Raw genomic sequence first — 16,944 nt, 5'->3', positions numbered from 1 at the left:
CTTGGTCACTGCGAATGCTTTCCTGCATCGCATCCAAATCAATCGCGACTAGCGAGGCATGGGAGCGTTGTACGTTCCCGATGTTTCGTTCATGGCTGCTGTGTCGCCTGTGGGCGCGCCGGCAGTCACCGTTTCGTTGGATCGAATGTCTTCTTGTTCGTGCATCACATCGTCCAGGTCCGAGTCCGTGTTGGTCGCAACATCGGCGGACTTCGTACGTCGACGAGATTTGGCCGCTTTGTTACGCGAAATCTCTGCGCGGGAACCGCCGGTGGAAGCGACTGGCGAATCTCGCAGGATCGCTTGGAGTAGTCCGAGGCTCAGGCCGAGCAGTAAACCAACGACCGACAGCAAGCCTCGCATCGGACCTGACTTCTTCAGGTTCAACGTTGCGTCTTGAATGACGCTGACGTCGGACATCTGCAAATCGTCCAGTGCGGAATTGACCCGAGCTTCTTCCAATGAACGAGCGTGTTCGCGATAGGTGTCCTCGGCCAATTCGGCCTCCCAAGTCAGTTCAGCCAAACGGGTTGCGTCACCGTTGAGGCGGCGGAGATCCAATTGAGTTGCTTCCAAGCGTTCGCTGACAGCTTCGCGGCGACTTTTCAAACCGACGGCCTTGGCCCGAACGGTTTGGAACTGCGTTTCGAGTTCCTGGTAGACCGGGTTGATGGCTTCGCGGCGCTCCTCACGGTCTTCACGTTCGGCATCAGCCAGTTGGGAACTTTGCTGCATCTTTTCCTGCAGCCGTTTGTAGCGAGGGTGGTTCGGGCTGACTCGTGCGAGTTCTTCGCCGTCTTGAATCTGCACGTCATACAGTTGGCTTCGCATCTGGTCGCCGGCTGCGTTGGCGATGCCCAAGGTGACTTCGACCGGAACCCATTCTTTGGTCCCATCGAGTTGGCGGCGAAGTTCTTCGGCTTGACTGATCGCTTCGGCAAGTTCGCTGTCCGCGGTGTTCAGTTTCATTTCCAAATCGATGATGCGCTCTCGCAGAGTTTCTTCGGCGGAGGCGGCGCTGAGCCATCCCATTTCGTTGCGAGTTTCTTGTAGGGCTCGTCGAGTTGCGAGTGCTGTGTCGCGACTTTGTTTGGCTCGTTTTTCGAAAAAGGATTCCGAGCCGTCGACGCTGTGAGCTTCCACGTGATAGCGACCGTACTCGTCCATCACGGCCTGGACGATCGTTTGAATCAGCAACGGATCGTCACCCTTGCCAGCGACCGCGACGGTGTAACCGTTTTTCGCGATTTGAACGTCGATGGCTTTCGAGACCTTCTTGATTGCTTGCTCGCGTTCAAGTTGCAATTCGTAGGCTTCCGGTGTCAGCTCTCCAACGGTTTTGCCTTCGGACTTTGGCAACCAAGCAACCATCTGGTGGTCGGACTGCATGAACTCTTCTGCGTCCTGGAGGCCTCGATCGATCCAAGTGCGAGGTTGGTTGATTTTATCGACGCCAATTCGCTCCACCGCGCGTTCGGCGATTTCGCGACTGCCGATCATTTCGCCGATGCTGACGACTTCCGCGGTGCGGCTTTCTTGCATCGAGACCGACTGGGTGGCTTTGGTGGTCGGGTCGACGGCCAAGGCACCACGCCCAAGTCGGACGTACATCAGACCTTCGCTTCGATATTGATTGGGCCAAACGACCAGCAGAGCGACGACGGCGACTGTCACCAACACGGTGGTGAACAAAATCGACGGCAAGCGGCGACGGAATGACCGAAGAACTTCGCCGGGAGTGACCATGGCCCACGATTCAGTCGGAGCGGACGGTGACCAGTTGCTAGAAGAAAAATGAGACGAGCGTCCGTTCAGGCGACTTGCTGAACTGGTTGGGTTGGGGTCTGGTTGGGATCGGCTCACCGGGCGGCTCCAGGCACTTCAGGGGCGATGGGCGATCGTTACAATCCGCCCAAGAGTCAATTTGTCCACAACCAGCGCAACCCCCCGATTCCCTTCAGCACGCGCAGTCCTTCGTCTTGGTCGGGCATCTTGTTCAAGTTGTAGTTGCCCACCGGAATTATGTGGGGTGGAATTTAGCCAAAATAGCGCAAAGTCTGGGTGAAATCCCCCAGTGAACAGGTTTGGGCGTGGATTCTCACCCAATTCTATTTCGGTTTTTGCAAGTCAAATTCTTATGAAAGTGTCCTGAACGAATGTTAGCTCGTGTAATGGAACCCACACCGGGCGATTTGGCCGCGGATGCGTCCGCCTACCAAGCCATGGATCACCAACAGGTGAACAATGTTTTTGTGGATGACCTGCTAGGTGGGGGGGCTGTGGGGCCGCGAGTGATTGATTTGGGGTGCGGGCCCGCCGGGATCCCGCTGATCTTGAGCGAGCGATGGCGAGCGGCTGAGGACGCTGGCGATCTGGCGGGGTCGAGCTTTGCCGATGGCCAGCTTCAGATCATGGCGGTTGACTTTGCCGTCGAAATGCTGGAACTGGCTCAGTTTGAAATCGAATTGGCTGGGATGCAGGACTTGGTTTACTTGCAGCAAATCGATCTGACGGACCCGGAAGGCCTGCAAGAAGACTTGTGTCAAACCATCATCAGCAACACGGTTCTGCATCACTTGCCGAATCCTATCACCGCGATTCAGGTCGCCACTCGAGCCTTAATGCCCGGCGGCCGACTTTTTATTCGCGACTTGTTTCGGCCAGATTCCGAGGAAGAAATCGAGCGATTGGTAGAACTGCACACGGATTCCGCGGCCGACACGGAAGTCCCACCGGAGTTCGCACCGTCTCAATTGTTGCGTCAGTCGTTGTGGGCCGCGCTGACTTTGGAGGAGGCTCGTGAGATGGTTGAAAGCGTTGGGATTCCCGCGGACGTCATCCAGATGACGAGCGATCGTCATTGGACGTTGGACTGGACTTCGCCGAATGGCCCATCTGTTCAGACAGCTTGATCCCAGTTTCGGAAGCTTGATCCCGGCGTTCTTGTTCAGGCAGGCGTCGTTTTGCCTTTAAGTTGCCGCAGAACTTAAAGTTGCCGCAGAACACTCTTCAGGCGGATCCTCGTCGAAGCGGTTCGCTGTTACCATTTGGTGAACAGGTGAAAGAGATTCGCCGAACTTTTCGGATCGCACGAGACGCTCATGCAAGGCTATTTGCAACTCTTAGACGAAGTCCTGCACGATGGGATTGATCGAGACGACCGCACCGGCGTCGGAACTCGGAGCCTCTTTGGCCGTCAGATGCGGTTTGATTTGGCGGAAGGGTTCCCTCTGCTGACGACCAAAAAACTGCACATTCGCTCGATTTTGCACGAATTGCTGTGGTTCCTTCGAGGCGAAACCAACATTGGCTACCTGAAAGAAAACAAGGTTTCGATCTGGGACGAATGGGCCGATGAGGCTGGTGACCTGGGGCCCGTTTACGGCCGGCAATGGCGTAGCTGGGAAGGTGCGGGTGGCGAGACCATCGACCAAATCGCTTGGGTTGAAAACGAGATTCGTACCAACCCGAGGTCGCGTCGTCTGGTCGTTTCCGCTTGGAACGTTGCCGATGTGCCGAAGATGGCTTTGCCTCCGTGCCACTTGCTGTTCCAGTTCTACGTGTCGGGTGGCCGATTGTCGTGTCAGCTGTATCAACGCAGCGCGGATTTGTTCCTGGGTGTGCCGTTCAACATTGCCAGTTACGCGATGCTGACGTCGATGATGGCTCACGTCACTGGATTGAAACCGGGCGAGTTTGTTCACACCTTGGGCGACGTTCACCTTTACAGCAATCATTTCGACCAAGCTCGTGAGCAGCTCAGCCGAACACCTCGATCGCTGCCGGAATTTCAAATCAAACGCGAGGTGACCACGATCACCGATTTCCAGTTCGATGATTTCGAACTATCGAATTACGATCCCCATCCCCACATCAAGGCTCCGGTGGCAGTTTAGAAGCGGTATGAGTGAAGTCAGCTCCCGCCCCGATTCCAGCTTGCCTGATTCATCCGATCAGCCGCTGGGCCCCGATTCAGCGAGCCAGGTTGGTGAAACGAACCCGCCTGGAGACTCGCCGAGTGACATCGCGCGTTCGCTTCGTAGTCGGGACCTGCTGCCCGCCGATCATGGTGTCGGATGCAGCATCACGGCCGTGGTTGCAGCGACGCCAGAGGGTGTGATCGGCAATGAGCAGGACATGCCGTGGCGGCTTTCTTCGGATCTGAGGCGATTCAAACAGGCCACGATGGGTGGCGCGCTGATCATGGGCCGCAAGACGTTCGAGTCGATCGGCCGCGTTTTGCCGGGGCGTCAGACGATCGTGCTGACGCGCCAGGGACATTGGCAGTTTCCGGGGACCCAGACCGCATCCGGGAAGTGCGAAGCGATTGCATTGGCTGCCGAGCGACGGATCTTTGTCGTCGGCGGAGGCCAGATCTACCAACAGTGGTTCCCGCTATGCACCGAACTCTGGTGGACTCGCGTTTGGGCCAATGTGTCCGGTGATACCCGCGTGGATTTACCGCTGGATGAGTTTGAGCTCGTGTCACAGACGTCGCTGCCCGTCACCGCCAAAGACGACTACCCGACCGATTGGTTGCGAATGCGTCGCCGAATCCCGAGTCCGAATCGGCCCAAGTGATCGCGATCGGGGAACCGTTCAACACAGATTCTGTGCAATCGCACGGCGAATTTCTTGAGGCCCATCAGAGCACCATTGGGTCGCTGAACCGGACTTTCGAAGTGTCCAGCGAGCCAAACGGACGTGCTTTCGGTGATGAAAGCGGCTGGTTCCCAAGAAAACTCAGATGAGATTTCAGAACGAGTTCAACTCCCGCCGATGCTTGCTATTCAACGTTGATTGCGGGCTCTACTGGAGGTTTCGACCAAACGTTGATGCGGGGATGTTAAAAGATGAAGACTTCCCCGAAAAAAATTCCGGATTGCTTTTGTCGCTTCCACTTGAGCAAAAAGGGGGCCGACTGCTATAGTCCGCGATCCGCTGGCGAAGACGCTCTCGCGTTCCATCGCCATCCAGCGCTTCTGAAGCGCGATAACGCACAGATAATCTAACATCCTTCGCAGCTGCTCTCGGAGTATCGCCATGCCCCGTCTGATGGGCGTCGACATCCCCAACGACAAACAGATTCAATACTCGCTGACGTACCTGTATGGCCTTGGGCTGTACCGGGCTCGTGAGGTGTGTGAAAAATTGGGCATTGACCCAGCTTCACCCGCCAGCGACATCAGCGACGAAGATGTAGGTCGCATCGCAGCCCTTCTCGAACGAGATTATCTCGTCGAGGGTCCGCTGCGTCGTCAAGTGACTCAAAACATCAGCCGCATGCGTGAGATCAAATCTTACCGCGGCATCCGTCACCGTGTCAGCTTGCCTGTACGTGGGCAACGCACCAAGACCAATGCACGGACCCGCAAAGGGCCTCGTAAGACGGTCGCTGGTAAGAAGGGCGTCAAGGATCTGCGATAGTCGCAGGTTTGGCTTGATTCCATTTTCCTTCCTTCCCCCCATTCATTGATCTGTTTGAGAAGTTTCGGTGGCAAAGACCAACAAGAAAAAACGCATCCGCAGAAATGTAAGCAACGGTGTTGCTCACGTTCACGCGACTTTCAACAACACCACGGTGACCATCACGGACGCCAAAGGTGACACGTTGTGCTGGGCCAGTGCCGGAACCAGTGGGTTCAAGGGCAGTCGCAAAAGCACTCCCTTTGCCGGTCAGTGTGCTGCACAGCAAGCTGCTGAAAAGGCAACCAAGTTCGGCATGCGTGACGTCGAAGTTCGCGTCAAAGGACCTGGGTCCGGTCGTGAAAGTGCCATCACTGCACTGCAAGCCGCTGGCTTGAACGTGAAATTGATCGAGGAAGTGACCCCCATCCCGCACAACGGTTGCCGTCCTCGCAAGAAACGCCGCGTCTAATTCCCGCTGACGCCGCTTCGTTTCTGATCAACCCCAACCCGCATCCATCAAAGGCCCAACATGACCATGCACATCCGCTGGCGCGGCATGGAACTGCCCAGTTCGCTTGAAGTCGATCGTGACTCGCTGACCCAAACCTACGGCAAATTTTCTGCCGAGCCTTTCGAGCGTGGTTTTGGTGCCAGCATCGGTAACAGCATGCGTCGCGTGTTGTTGAGCAGCTTGGTCGGTAGTGCCGTTACCCAGATCAAAATCCGTGGTGCTCAGCACGAGTTCACGACGATTCCAGGTGTTCTCGAAGATGTCACCGACATCGTGTTGAACGTCAAGTCGTTGATCGTGAACAGCAACACCGACTCGACTCGCGTGATCACCGTCGAACGCAACACCGCCGGTGTTGTCACCGGTGCTGATGTGCAAACCGATGCGGACGTTGAGATCATCAACAAAGATCACGTCATCTGCACGCTGACCGACGACGTTCCATTCATGATGGAAATGGTTGTCGAAACCGGTCGTGGATACGTTCCAAGCACCGAACACAGCAGCGTGGACCACGAAATCGGAATCATTCCGATCGACGCGGTCTTCAGCCCAATCGTTCGTGTTCGTTACGAAGTCGAAGCGACTCGTGTCGGTCAGAAGACCAACTACGACCGCTTGAACCTCGAAATCTGGACCGACGGAACGATCAACCCAGAAATGGCGTTGACCGAAGCGGCCAAGATCCTTCGCAAACACCTCAACCCGTTCGTGCAATATCGCGAATTGGGACCAAGCATCTTCTCCGCCGCACGCGGTGGAGCCGGTTCGCCCGAAGCTCAGCTCGAAGCCAAGCTGAACATGACTCTCGCTGATTTGCGGTTGTCGGTTCGAGCGAACAACTGCTTGGAAAGCGAAAACATCATGACGGTTCGTGACCTCGTGCAACGAACCGAAGATTCATTGTTGGAAGTTCGCAACTTTGGCGACACAACTCTCAACGAAGTTCGTGAAAAACTATCGCAGTACGGATTGCACCTCGGCATGCGAGTGCCGAACCAACCTCTGTTCTAGTCAGTGACACATCGCGAATGCGATGCACGCCAACGACTTCGATTCACTTTCATTTCACTCCCATTCAATTTGACGGATTCGCGTCATGCGTCACCGCCGCAAAGGCCGCGTTCTCGGCCGCTCTCCAGCTCACCGCAAAGCATTGATGCGGAACCTGTCCAGCGCCCTGTTCTTGACCGAACGTGACGCCAGCTTGGATGAAAATGCTCCTAAGGTCCCAGGTCGTATTATCACGACTTTGGAAAAGGCCAAGGAAGTTCGTCCATTGGTCGAGAAGTGCATCACGCTCGCAAAGCGTGCCCTGCCAGCTCTCGAAGAAGCCAAGAAGTTTGAAACTTCGGCTGAACGTGGTTCGGACGAATACAAAAAATGGCGTAAGAGCGAGCAGTGGACCCAATGGGCCGACGCTCGTGCTCCTTATGTGAATGCACAACGTCGCGTGTTGCAATTGATCGGTGATCGCGAAGCAGTCGCAATCCTGTTCGATACCATTGCGGAACGTTTCGTTGATCGTCCGGGTGGATACACCCGCATCATGCGTTTGGCCACGCCACGTTTGGGCGACGGCGGTACTCGTGCAATTCTCGAGTTGGTTGGCAAGAACGATCGAGTCACTCGTTCGGCTCAACGTCCAGCATTCGAGCAAGACGCACCTGAAAGCGATTCGGCTCCTGAAGCGGAAGCCAGCACCGAAGAAGAAACCGCATCAGCTAGCTGATCGGCGAACAAGTCATGAAAAAGGCAGTCCATTCAAGGGCTGCCTTTTTTTGTGCGCGTTCACTTGGGTGCGAACCAGCGAGGGATTATTCTCCGTTGGTCGAGCGGGTGCGAATTGATCGGGCCCAGTTTTCGGCGATGGTCGGATTCCCTGAGGTGAACGCATGCAGGCAAAGAAACGATTCTCAGTTGTCAATGGTTTTCTTTTGTTGGTCATCACTGCAACGATGCAGTTGCCGGTGTTGTCTCATGCCGCTGAGTTGGTGCGGATCGACCGTATCTGGGATCAAGCACATCACAATGCGTTCACTGACCTGGCTCGGTTCAAAGGCCACTGGTTCTGTGTCTTTCGCGAAGGCACTCGGCATGTGTCGGATGATGGCTCACTGAGAGTCCTTCGCAGTGACGATGGTCTGAAGTGGGAGTCTGCGGCGTTGATTGAGAGCGATGATTCTGACCTGCGTGATGCCAAGCTTTCTGTGACTCCCGATGGTCAATTGATGTTGAGTGGTGCCGGTGCGCTGCACGACCCGAGTGAGGGAAGTCATCAATCATTCAATTGGTTTTCAGATGACGGTTTCACCTGGAGCGAGCCGGTTGAGGCGGGGAAACGTAGCGATTGGCTCTGGCGGACGTCCTGGTCAAACGATGGGATGGCTTACAGCGTTGGCTATCACACCGGTGATCCGACAGATCGCCGCGTGCGTTTGTACGAGAGCAAGGACGGTCGACAGTACGATGTCTTGGTCGACAACCTGATGATCGATGGTTACCCGAATGAGTCGTCGATTTTGTTTTTGGAAGATGACACTGCCTACTGCCTGCTCCGTAGGGATGCCGGCAGCAAGACCGGGATGTGGGGTGAGTCCAAGCCTCCCTATACCGATTGGACTTGGAAGGACATGGGCGCGCGGATCGGTGGCCCAGAGATGGCGCGTTTGCCTGACGGCAGATTTGTGGCTGCGGTTCGTCTTTACGACGGAAAGGTTCGGACCTCCCTGTGTTGGATTGATCCCAAAACCGGTGCGTTGGATGAGTTCCTAGCTCTGCCGTCCGGTGGGGACACGAGCTACGCCGGAATGGTGTTCTATGAGGATCACCTATGGGTGAGTTACTACTCTCAGCACGAATCACTTGAAGAAGGCGCGGAGACCGAATTCACGACGGCGATTTATCTCGCTCAGGTAAGACTCGATTGACATTGGCTTTCGATGGATGGGGTGAGGCCTCGGCGAATCGGGCCAGCTTTCCTCATCGAATCTTCAACAGAACGCGGATGGTCAAACGCTACAATTCGCGAGAGAAAACCTATCCCACTGTTTGCGAATCTATGACTTTTCGACGCGTTTTGTTTCTTCTGGTTGGATCTACCAGTCTGCTGCTGGTGTCTGACCGAGCTTTGGCTCAAGCGTCGAGTGAACGAGTCTCAAGTGAACGGGGCTCCAGCGAGAACCTCGTTCGCACTGAGAGCAGCACGGGTGAAGCGGCTGCGGTCAACGATACGGAAGAAATTGGTACCGAAGAATCTGGCGAGTTCGTGATGGATGGCCGTCACGGCCGCGAGTTGTCGGTGCATCAATACAACCCGAAGTCTCAGCTGAAGTTGTCGGTCACCAATCTTGATCATGCGAAGTTTCCGGTTGTCGACGTTCATTCGCATTTTTTCTATCGGCTGCGAATGAATCGAGAGGCACTCGAGGACTTTGTTGCGACGATGGATCGAAACCGTATCGCCGTTTGTGTGTCGCTCGATGGGAAGTTGGGAGCTCAGTTCCAGGAACAAAAAGACTACCTCTGGAAAGAGCATCGCGATCGATTCGTGCTGTATGCCAACGTCGATTGGCGAGGCGATGGCTCCACCGATGACCCATCGACGTGGGCATGCCAACGCCCCGGTTTTGCGGAGCGAACGGCTGAACAACTACGGGAAGCGGTCGAACTCGGGGCCTCCGGATTGAAGTTGTTCAAGCGTTTTGGCTTGGGGTATCGAAACCGGGATGGGTCGTTGATTGAGATTGATGACTCTCGATGGGATCCGATTTGGGCGGCGTGCGGTGAACTGGAGATACCGATCATCATCCATACCGCTGACCCGGCTGCCTTCTTCGATCCGGTCAACGAGCGAAACGAACGCTGGGAAGAGCTGTCTCGGCACCCGGATTGGAGTTTCCATGGCAAGGAGCACCCATCGCGGGAAGAGCTTTTCGCGGCTCGAAATCGCATGATCGCGAAGCATCCCAAGACACAATTCATCGGGGCTCACATCGCCAATAGTCCTGAGGACCTTTCGCTGGTGAGCGCGTGGATGGATCGATATCCAAATCTTTGGGTCGAACCGGCTTCGCGAATCAATGAGCTTGGACGACAGCCCCGTGCGGCTCGCGAATTTTTGATTCGGTACCAGGATCGCTTGCTGTTTGGGACCGACGGACCGTGGCCGGAACAGCGTTTGCGTTATTATTGGCGATTCTTCGAGACTGACGACGAAGCGTTTCCCTACAGCGAAAAAGAGCCTCCTCCGCAGGGGCTCTGGCAAATCGACGGCGTGAACCTTCCTCCCAAGGTGCTCCGCAAATTGTATTATGAGAATGCCGTCAAACTGATCCCCGGCGTTCGAGAACGTGTCGAAGCGTTTGCGAAACAGCATTCCTTGGATTGACCCCACAAGATAGCACCATGACCACGTCCACTCCGGCCTCTCGCGAGATCCCATCGCTGGACGCCAACGATGCCGAGACTTTCTTTCGCGATTACTACGCGACCGAACAGCCTGTCATTTTTCGCGGCGTGACTCAGGCGGACGGCGGCGCGGAGGAAGTTTGTCGGGCCCTGTGTGACAAGATCGCGGTCGATACCACGGTGACCGAGCGATTGCTTTGGTACGACGTGCGACAAGAGATGATCGATGACGTTTGCACGACGCCGCCGGTCGTGACGGAATCGATGAATCCGGACACCGCGTTTCTGCGAGACAACTGCGTTCGGGTCTGGTTCAACTCGGGCGGTCACACCACGCCGTGGCACTATGACGGACACTCGTTGCACGTTTTCAACTTGCAGCTCAAAGGCAAGAAGCGGTGGACGATCGTTGCGCCGGAAACTCCACTGCCCAACATGCCATTCTCGAAGACTTGTTTGTTTGAAGACAATTCACTGAAGGGAAAGCGTGTCTACGAATTCGATTTGAATGAGGGCGACATGGTGTTCTTGCCACGCTATTGGTTTCACCATGTGCACTCAGTTGGCGAGCTGAACGTGAACGTCAATTGGGTGTTAATGCCGAGGCAGCAACCTGCGGCGACAAAGATCGCTGCTCGTGAGTCAGAGATTCTATGGTTGTTGCAGAAGACGCGATTCGCGATGCCGTCGGGCGTCAAATGGATGCTCGACAACTTTGCAGGTGCTGGTGAACCGGCGCTGAATACGTTGACTCAAAACGTCTCGTTTGGGCGCGGCGTCAGTCGCGTGGCGAAGGAAGTGATTCGCAGTCCAATGGTGATCTTGGCGATTCCAACATTGATCCGAAAAGCCAAGACCGTCATGAAGGGAAAGAAGATCCTCAGCGGTCTGCTTCAAACGAGTCAGGCCGCCCAGAAGGCGGCCTGATGTTGAATCTCGGTGGTGTGTTGGGCTGATCGAATTTCGTGGTCAGCCCAAGTGATCAATGCTCGTGATCGAAGTCAGGTTTCTTGCCTTCGTATGCTTCGTAGAAAGCAAAGATTGATTCTTCCAGAGCTTTCGCGGTCGCGGGATCTGCGGACTGCTTCGCCTTCATCGCGTTGACTATGACCTTGTGAGCGGCCATCAGCTTCTTGCCATAGGCGGGATCGTCGGTCTTGATCCGCTGAGCCATGAAGTAGGCGGCGATGGTGTTTTGAATGCGAGTGGCGTGATCTTCTTTGGTGGTGACCCAGCGGACAGCTTGGTTGACCGATTGGGCATCGGCTTTGCCGGCCAATGAGTTGATTTCGGTTTGAGCTTTCGAGATGGTGTGCTCGTCTTCCAGCATTTCTTCAAAGCGACGTTGGTCGCCATAAATGCCGCAAGGGACCTGGCAGTGAGCCGAGGCGATCGTGGCGAACACGAGTGTCAGGATGGTCGAGGCAAAAAAGCGATTCATGTTGTGGTCCAGTTCGAGGATTGGAGCGAAAGAGCGTGACTATCCAATGGGCGCAATTCAATCTGCACCGCCTGCAAATTGTACAGACTTATCCTGCTGATGCGACGCAAGCTCTGTATCACTCAAAGATTGCCGAAAGTTCCTGGGCGGGCAGACTGGCGATTTTTGCCACCGCGTCGGCGTTCAAGCCGTAGTTCGCGACCGTGGATCGCACCATTTTGTGCGAGCGTTTGGGAGATAGCAACAGTTCCATTGCAACGGCCAGTGGCGGGATCCCGCTAAGCAAGTCCTGTTTAAGCCGCATCATTTCGGGCTGTGAATCGCGGTAGCCATCTTTGTGCCGGATTCGGTTGGTGATCTCTTGCCACACCGCCGCCCGCGATCCTGTTTGCATGGCCTGATCAAGCAACGCGGTGAGGAATTGGTGAGATCGAACCCCAGCGACGCCCGAAGCAACCAGCGCCGAATCGGGGATTTCATTCAGAGAAACCTTGACCAAAAATTCGCACAGATTGACGCCGGCCAGCATTGCGTTGACCGTTTCTCCGATCCGCGGATTGGCTTCGATGAATTGATGATGCCCAGTTGTTTGGTCATAGAAGTATTCGACGAAGAGGGCTCCGTGCCAGTCGAGTGACTCGCCGAGTTTGCGAACATCCTCGGCAACATTCTCACGATGCGTGCTGACCCGAACAATCGGTGCACCGCCAACTCCCCGACGCAATCCCATCGCATCGTGCCACGCGATCATGCGTCCGCGATCGAAGATGGCTTGCAGGATTGAAAGTTCACCGGGTGCGGCCGACTGCAGGACGATTTCTTGGTTGGGCAGAGACGCGTCGGTTGCGGTTTGTTCTTTGACCCATTCACGCATCTCCGCGGAGTCATGGATGGCTATCACACCGCGGCCAGCAGTTCCGTGAGCCGTTTTCAGAAAGCAAGGGAATTCGGATTGTGCGGAGCAGCCTTCCTGCAGTGACTCGGCGGATGTCCCGTCAACGATGCGAGTGTGCGGTTGCGGCAAGCCCAGCTCCTCCATCGCTCGCGCGAAGTTGGCTTTGTTTTGCAGACGGTCGATCGCATCGAACGTCGGCAACGCCACGCCAACATGGTTTTGAAGCTGATCTCTCACGCGGCTGAGCAGGTAGGCTTGTTCGTGTGTCGCGATGACCACGTCGTAGTGATGCTGGTCGATCAGTTCTTTCAAACGACGCAAAAACGCGATCGGATCGGCGGAAGAAAGTGGGCACCGGTGCCAGTGCCGTACAAGAGAACTAAAGCGGCATTGGCTCAGTGCGGCCGAATCCATGACGTCGATCGTGTGTCGGCCGCCAAGGCAATGCAGCGTTTGGCGAGCCGATGTGCTGGATCCTTCCGTCAGTAGAATGCGCCGCGATTCGCTCATCGCGATTCGATTTGTCGGAAGCGATCAATGACTTCTTCGCGAGTGAAGAACTTCCCGGCACCGCGGTTTTCAATCTCTCGGGCCAGATCGATGACCATCTGATTGTAGGGAGCGGTGGTGCCGTTACGCTCCGCAAGACGCACGATTTCGCCAAGGGTGTGGTCGACTTCGGTGCCTTTCCCTTTGAGCAAATCCTGGTACAGAGAAAACTGAATGGGGCGCCGGTTAAAGATCAGTTTTGCGCCGGTGCCGACAATTGGTCCAAGCAATGGCGAGTCGAGTTTTCCGAAGAAGCCTCGCAGTTTTCGGATGTCGGGAAGCTTGGGGATTCGGGCCAGTTTGACACCCGCGGTATCGAAAACCCGCAAGCATTCATCCGCCAATGGTTTGCCAACTGCGGTTCGCCAACCACGATGGCAGACCGCTTCGGTGATGAAGTTGGACTGCGAGAGAGAGGCAGCGTAGCCAGGTGAATTGATTGCCAGTTTGTTGTAGCGGACGCCTTCCACGTTCGCTTCTTCGAAGACACGGAAGCCCGTTTTCTCGAGCGTCTTGGTAGCGGCGGTGGCGGAAGCCGCGTTGGTGCGTTCGGCGTTAGGACCGAGAACGATCGTGCCGTTGAACTGAAGGCTGGCGGTGCCGGGTTCGGGAACGGTGACGTTGGTCGCGGTGATTCCCATCACCAAGCGTTCTTCGTTGACGTGTTTCAACAGGGCAGCATCATTGAAACCGTTTTGCACGGAGACCACGATGGCGGAGTCAATGTATGGTGCCGCCGCTGCAATGGCTTCGGCGGTGGCTTGCGATTTAACGGTCACCAACACTATGTCTGAGCCAGCGATGTCAGCTGGGTTGTCCGTGCCGATGACTTGGACTTCTCGCGTCGGCCAGGGCCCCTGAAGTTGGACGCGACCGGTGTCGCGGATGGTTTGGATGTGGGGCCCACGCCCGAGCAAGACGACTTGGCAAGTCGGGTCGTTGTCGCGGATCAAACCGCCGAGCATGGTGCCGATCGCGCCGGCTCCGAGAACACTGATTTTCATGGCATGGTGTCGGTCAGAAGAGATTGAAAACGCCGGCGTCAAAAGGTGGTTGCAACATCATAACGAGCGATCGATGGCTCTTTAAGTGACGCTCGCTGAATCACGAATCGCGACCGATTCTGGATGCATTGCTCGGGGGATCTAGCAAATGTTCAGGCAACCATGATCAGTCCGACGGCGGCGAATTCAGAGTGCTGAGGTTGTGCAAGAAGTTCGTGTCGTTTGTCAAACACGGGTGTTTGTACTCTTCGAAATTGCCACGCTTGGACGTTTTGCTGGCTCTCAGCTTCTCCCACGTTCCTGAAGGAACACGAGTGACCTGAATCGGCTCGATGCGACCACTGGCACATTTGTCGGCGTATTCGCAATTGACCTGCGAAAGTTGGTTCTGCATCTCCTTGCCGACGCGTTCGCACAGGTTGGGCAGCGATGTGTCGTCGAGCACGAGGTGATAGCGAGGGCGTTCACCAAGGGTCGGCGCGAGTGTGAAGGTGCACGAGGGAACGTTGAGGGATCGCAGGGTTTGCTGCATCGCCTGCATGACTTGATGTTCACTCAGTTTTTCGCCGGTGAAGCTGCAGAAGTTTTTGCCTTTGTTGAGGAATGACAGCATCGGCGTTTGGCCACAGTAGCCGTCGCAGCGGACGAGGTCGTGAATGTCATATCGGTACAGACCACTGGCCGTCGTCAGCACGATAAAGTAGTTCTGGCCCTCGGTCAGTTCCGAGGCTTCCAGCACATTGGGATCGTTGCTGTCTCGTTCCGATTCAGGGATGAATTCGAAGTGGTGGCTGCTGTAGTCAAGCATTCCCGACGGCGAGCCATTTTGCAGTGGCACGGTCATGCGACCTTCGCTCGCCGAGAGCCCGTGATCGCGAATGGCAACGTCGCCATAGAACTCGGGCAATTGATTCAAGTAGATTCCGACAGAGCCACCGGTCCAGACGGCCAGCAGCGTCAGGTCCGGCCAAGCGTCTTTGGGATAAAGGTGGCCTGTGCGGTCGACGATTTGTTTTAGTTCTCGTGCTCGCCGAGGGTTGGGTCTCAGACGCGATTGAAGTCGTTGGCGAATTGTGTCGGGGATCGGTTGGTCGCCGGTGAGAGTGCCGTCATGGATGTCGCGAATTAGGGTTTCCTTCATCGCGTCCGCGAACTTGGCGACTTCCACCAAAGTGCTTGGATTGGCGGTGACGATCTTGCCGACACGATCGCACGCCAGGCTGAGACGCAGCGCGGTGTAGTGCTTCGCCAGGTGCTCGGTGATTTGGATCACGCAGGCCGGCAACACGAACAGCGATCCGATGTAGAACGGTCGGGTCTCCGCAGCCAGTCCGCTGATGTTCCCACAAGGGGCGCCCGAAGGTGTTTGGGTGACATTCCAGTGGCTGGAGAACTGCAGCGATTTCATTTGCAGCAGGTGCGGGTAATCGCGGTAGACCCCTGTTCCCCAGTACTGCCAGCCGGCTTTGTATTGGCGGTAAAAGTCCTCCGTCACCGGGATCATTTTCGGGTGATCGGTTGTCCCAGAGGTCGTTGCGAACATGACGACGTTTGTGTTCTCAGGGAACAACGCATTCGTCTCGCCCTGGATCACTCGGTCGACGTAGGGGCGAGCGGCTTCGTAGCAGGCGATCGGAACACGGCGGCGAAAATCTTCGAGAGATCGGATCTCAGAAAAGCCGTGATCGCGTCCAAAGCCCGTGTCCGCGTTCAGCCGGATTCGCTGAAGCAAATTCTCCCGCTGGATTTCGCGGGCACGTTCCGCGTTGGCGAGGTACCGGTCCAAACGGCCGATTTTGTACCGCAGCATCGAATGCCGCAGCAGCGTCATGGGATGGATGGACATTGTGAGCGGGCTCCCTTTGGTCGGCACGGGCCAGTCGGCTCAGGGTTGTCCTTTGCGATCCTCGCTAAGTGTTTCCAAAGCGTTGTGGATGCGTCTCGCAATTTGGGGTGAGTAACCTTGGCGGAGGGGAATCTGCCCGCCAGATTGAATGCGAATAGGCAAACTGAGTCATCTGGAGACTGTTTGTAGTCCCCCAGATGACCGGTGCCAAGTTAAGGATCGTGCCGTCGATTCGATTTGATCGAAATCGGAGCATCCGCCCATCGCGAATCAATGGAATTCGCGAAAAAGTGGCTGAGCAGGCGAGTTGCTGTTCCCATGCTCGAAAAGCCCGCCAACGCGACCGTTTAGCGGGTTTTTGCGGCGACATCACGCCCGAATCAGAAGGGCGCTTCGTCGTCGACTTCGTTGAATGCGTCGTTAGCGGCGTCCGCTCCAGCACCGGCGTTCCCGCTGGATGCTCCGACGACTTTGTACGACAAAGCTTCGACGCTAACGAAGTATTTGACTTCGCTCTGGGGGTCTCGCTGCCATTTCCGGCCGTTCAGACGGTAGGCCACTTCGATTTCGTCGCCCATGTTCATTTCGTCGACGCTGTCGCAAGCGTCGCGGGTGAATTCGATAGGGATGTAGTTGCTGAAGCTACCTTTGTCTTGTTCGAGAACCACCAATCGTTTGCGAAACCCTTTTTGACCGTAGGTCTTGGTTTCTTCGATCACGTTCACAACGCCTCGAACTGTTGAATCACTCATCTAGCTACTCGCCCGCATGTTTCTCGCAAAATCGTCTGCTCCGTCCAAAACCGACAAGAGCAATCACAGCGGCGAAGTGTAAACGTTGATCGCAAACGACTAAAGGTCCTAAACCGTCTCGTCCGCC

General features: G+C 55.8%; 16 protein-coding genes. 10 read left to right on the top strand and 6 right to left on the bottom strand.

Annotation, left to right across the window (positions count from 1 at the left end; genetic code table 11):
* Window positions 1–48: 48 nt before the first annotated feature.
* Window positions 49–1,863 carry a GumC family protein gene (locus CEE69_RS20720; RefSeq protein ID WP_099262526.1) on the bottom strand — a complete coding sequence of 605 codons (1,815 nt, stop codon included), beginning with the start codon at window positions 1,861–1,863 and terminating at the stop codon, window positions 49–51.
* A 293-nt stretch (window positions 1,864–2,156) separates the two neighbouring features.
* Here CEE69_RS20720 and CEE69_RS20715 point away from each other — a divergent pair, with 293 nt between their 5' ends.
* The 10 genes from CEE69_RS20715 to CEE69_RS20665 all read left to right on the top strand — a co-directional run bounded on the left by CEE69_RS20715 (window position 2,157) and on the right by CEE69_RS20665 (window position 11,257).
* Window positions 2,157–2,912, top strand: a complete 756-nt coding sequence (locus tag CEE69_RS20715; RefSeq protein ID WP_099262525.1) for a class I SAM-dependent methyltransferase — start codon at window positions 2,157–2,159, stop codon at window positions 2,910–2,912.
* A gap of 189 nt (window positions 2,913–3,101) precedes the next feature.
* Window positions 3,102–3,896 carry a thymidylate synthase gene (locus tag CEE69_RS20710; RefSeq protein WP_099262524.1) on the top strand — a complete coding sequence of 265 codons (795 nt, stop codon included), beginning with the start codon at window positions 3,102–3,104 and terminating at the stop codon, window positions 3,894–3,896.
* A gap of 7 nt (window positions 3,897–3,903) precedes the next feature.
* On the top strand, window positions 3,904–4,581 hold the full coding sequence (locus tag CEE69_RS20705) for a dihydrofolate reductase (RefSeq protein WP_099262523.1): 678 nt from the start codon (window positions 3,904–3,906) through the stop codon (window positions 4,579–4,581).
* 474 nt (window positions 4,582–5,055) lie between these two features.
* The gene (rpsM, locus tag CEE69_RS20695) at window positions 5,056–5,427 is read left to right on the top strand and encodes a 30S ribosomal protein S13 (protein WP_099262596.1); all 372 of its coding nucleotides are present in this window, start codon (window positions 5,056–5,058) and stop codon (window positions 5,425–5,427) included.
* Between the two features lie 67 nt (window positions 5,428–5,494).
* Complete coding sequence (gene rpsK / locus CEE69_RS20690; RefSeq protein ID WP_007328401.1) at window positions 5,495–5,878, top strand: 30S ribosomal protein S11; 384 nt, start codon at window positions 5,495–5,497, stop codon at window positions 5,876–5,878.
* Between the two features lie 60 nt (window positions 5,879–5,938).
* Window positions 5,939–6,934, top strand: coding sequence for a DNA-directed RNA polymerase subunit alpha (locus tag CEE69_RS20685; protein ID WP_007328400.1), 996 nt, complete (start codon window positions 5,939–5,941; stop codon window positions 6,932–6,934).
* Window positions 6,935–7,019: 85 nt separating this feature from the next.
* Window positions 7,020–7,652, top strand: coding sequence for a bL17 family ribosomal protein (locus tag CEE69_RS20680; RefSeq protein ID WP_099262521.1), 633 nt, complete (start codon window positions 7,020–7,022; stop codon window positions 7,650–7,652).
* A gap of 163 nt (window positions 7,653–7,815) precedes the next feature.
* The gene (locus CEE69_RS20675) at window positions 7,816–8,850 is read left to right on the top strand and encodes a sialidase family protein (protein WP_099262520.1); all 1,035 of its coding nucleotides are present in this window, start codon (window positions 7,816–7,818) and stop codon (window positions 8,848–8,850) included.
* A 131-nt stretch (window positions 8,851–8,981) separates the two neighbouring features.
* A complete protein-coding gene (locus CEE69_RS20670) occupies window positions 8,982–10,310 on the top strand; it encodes an amidohydrolase family protein (RefSeq protein ID WP_099262595.1) in 1,329 nt (442 codons plus the stop codon).
* 17 nt (window positions 10,311–10,327) lie between these two features.
* Window positions 10,328–11,257, top strand: a complete 930-nt coding sequence (locus CEE69_RS20665; protein ID WP_099262519.1) for a cupin-like domain-containing protein — start codon at window positions 10,328–10,330, stop codon at window positions 11,255–11,257.
* A gap of 55 nt (window positions 11,258–11,312) precedes the next feature.
* Here CEE69_RS20665 and CEE69_RS20660 read toward each other — a convergent pair whose 3' ends face one another.
* The 5 genes from CEE69_RS20660 to CEE69_RS20635 all read right to left on the bottom strand — a co-directional run bounded on the left by CEE69_RS20660 (window position 11,313) and on the right by CEE69_RS20635 (window position 16,817).
* Entirely contained in the window at window positions 11,313–11,771 is a 459-nt protein-coding gene (locus tag CEE69_RS20660) for a superoxide dismutase, Ni (protein WP_233215473.1), read from the bottom strand.
* 118 nt (window positions 11,772–11,889) lie between these two features.
* Window positions 11,890–13,176 carry a carboxylate--amine ligase gene (locus CEE69_RS20655; protein ID WP_099262517.1) on the bottom strand — a complete coding sequence of 429 codons (1,287 nt, stop codon included), beginning with the start codon at window positions 13,174–13,176 and terminating at the stop codon, window positions 11,890–11,892.
* Complete coding sequence (locus CEE69_RS20650; protein WP_099262516.1) at window positions 13,173–14,219, bottom strand: ketopantoate reductase family protein; 1,047 nt, start codon at window positions 14,217–14,219, stop codon at window positions 13,173–13,175. The genes CEE69_RS20655 and CEE69_RS20650 overlap by 4 nt, the downstream gene beginning before the upstream one ends.
* 166 nt (window positions 14,220–14,385) lie before the next feature.
* Window positions 14,386–16,065, bottom strand: a complete 1,680-nt coding sequence (locus CEE69_RS20645) for a GH3 auxin-responsive promoter family protein (protein ID WP_099262515.1) — start codon at window positions 16,063–16,065, stop codon at window positions 14,386–14,388.
* 380 nt (window positions 16,066–16,445) lie between these two features.
* Window positions 16,446–16,817, bottom strand: a complete 372-nt coding sequence (locus CEE69_RS20635; protein WP_099262513.1) for a DUF3127 domain-containing protein — start codon at window positions 16,815–16,817, stop codon at window positions 16,446–16,448.
* Window positions 16,818–16,944 lie beyond the last annotated feature (127 nt).

Source organism: Rhodopirellula bahusiensis (assembly GCF_002727185.1).
In the GTDB taxonomy this organism is placed as follows: domain Bacteria; phylum Planctomycetota; class Planctomycetia; order Pirellulales; family Pirellulaceae; genus Rhodopirellula; species Rhodopirellula bahusiensis.
The sequence above is the reverse complement of the archived record's forward strand: the minus strand, read 5'-3'. Positions and strand labels throughout refer to the sequence as shown.